The following is a 327-nucleotide window of genomic DNA, read 5'->3' as shown; positions in this document are numbered from 1 at the left end:
CGCCGCACGCCGGGCCATTCGTGATCATGGCGTGCGGGCCAGCCTGCCTGCATAAGGACGCGTTCCGGAACAAACCGGCAATAATAAATAATAGAAGCTTTTGGGTGCCGTCTTTTCCTAAAAAGGCGGCGTTCCCTCCGAAGCTTTTTTGGGGTCTGTTGGGAATTGTGCTTTTTCAAAGTCACCAAATGTGATTCAAAATCCGTATGGATCGCTTCGTACTGACAGACGCCCAATGGGCGAAAATGGAACCGCTGTGCCTTGGCAAGAAAACGGATCGGGGGCGCAGCGGGCAGGACAACCGTCTTTTTATCGAGGCGGTCTTAT

General features: G+C 52.9%; 1 pseudogene (only partly in view). It reads left to right on the top strand.

Annotation, left to right across the window (positions count from 1 at the left end):
* Nucleotides 1-55: pseudogene (locus GEU01_RS22475) on the top strand (mannitol dehydrogenase family protein) (it extends 1,413 nt beyond the left edge of the window).
* The last annotated feature ends 272 nt before the right edge of the window (nucleotides 56-327 follow it).

The sequence above is a fragment of the Komagataeibacter europaeus LMG 18890 genome (assembly GCF_000285295.1).
GTDB classification, from domain to species: domain Bacteria; phylum Pseudomonadota; class Alphaproteobacteria; order Acetobacterales; family Acetobacteraceae; genus Komagataeibacter; species Komagataeibacter europaeus.
The sequence above is the reverse complement of the archived record's forward strand: the minus strand, read 5'-3'. Positions and strand labels throughout refer to the sequence as shown.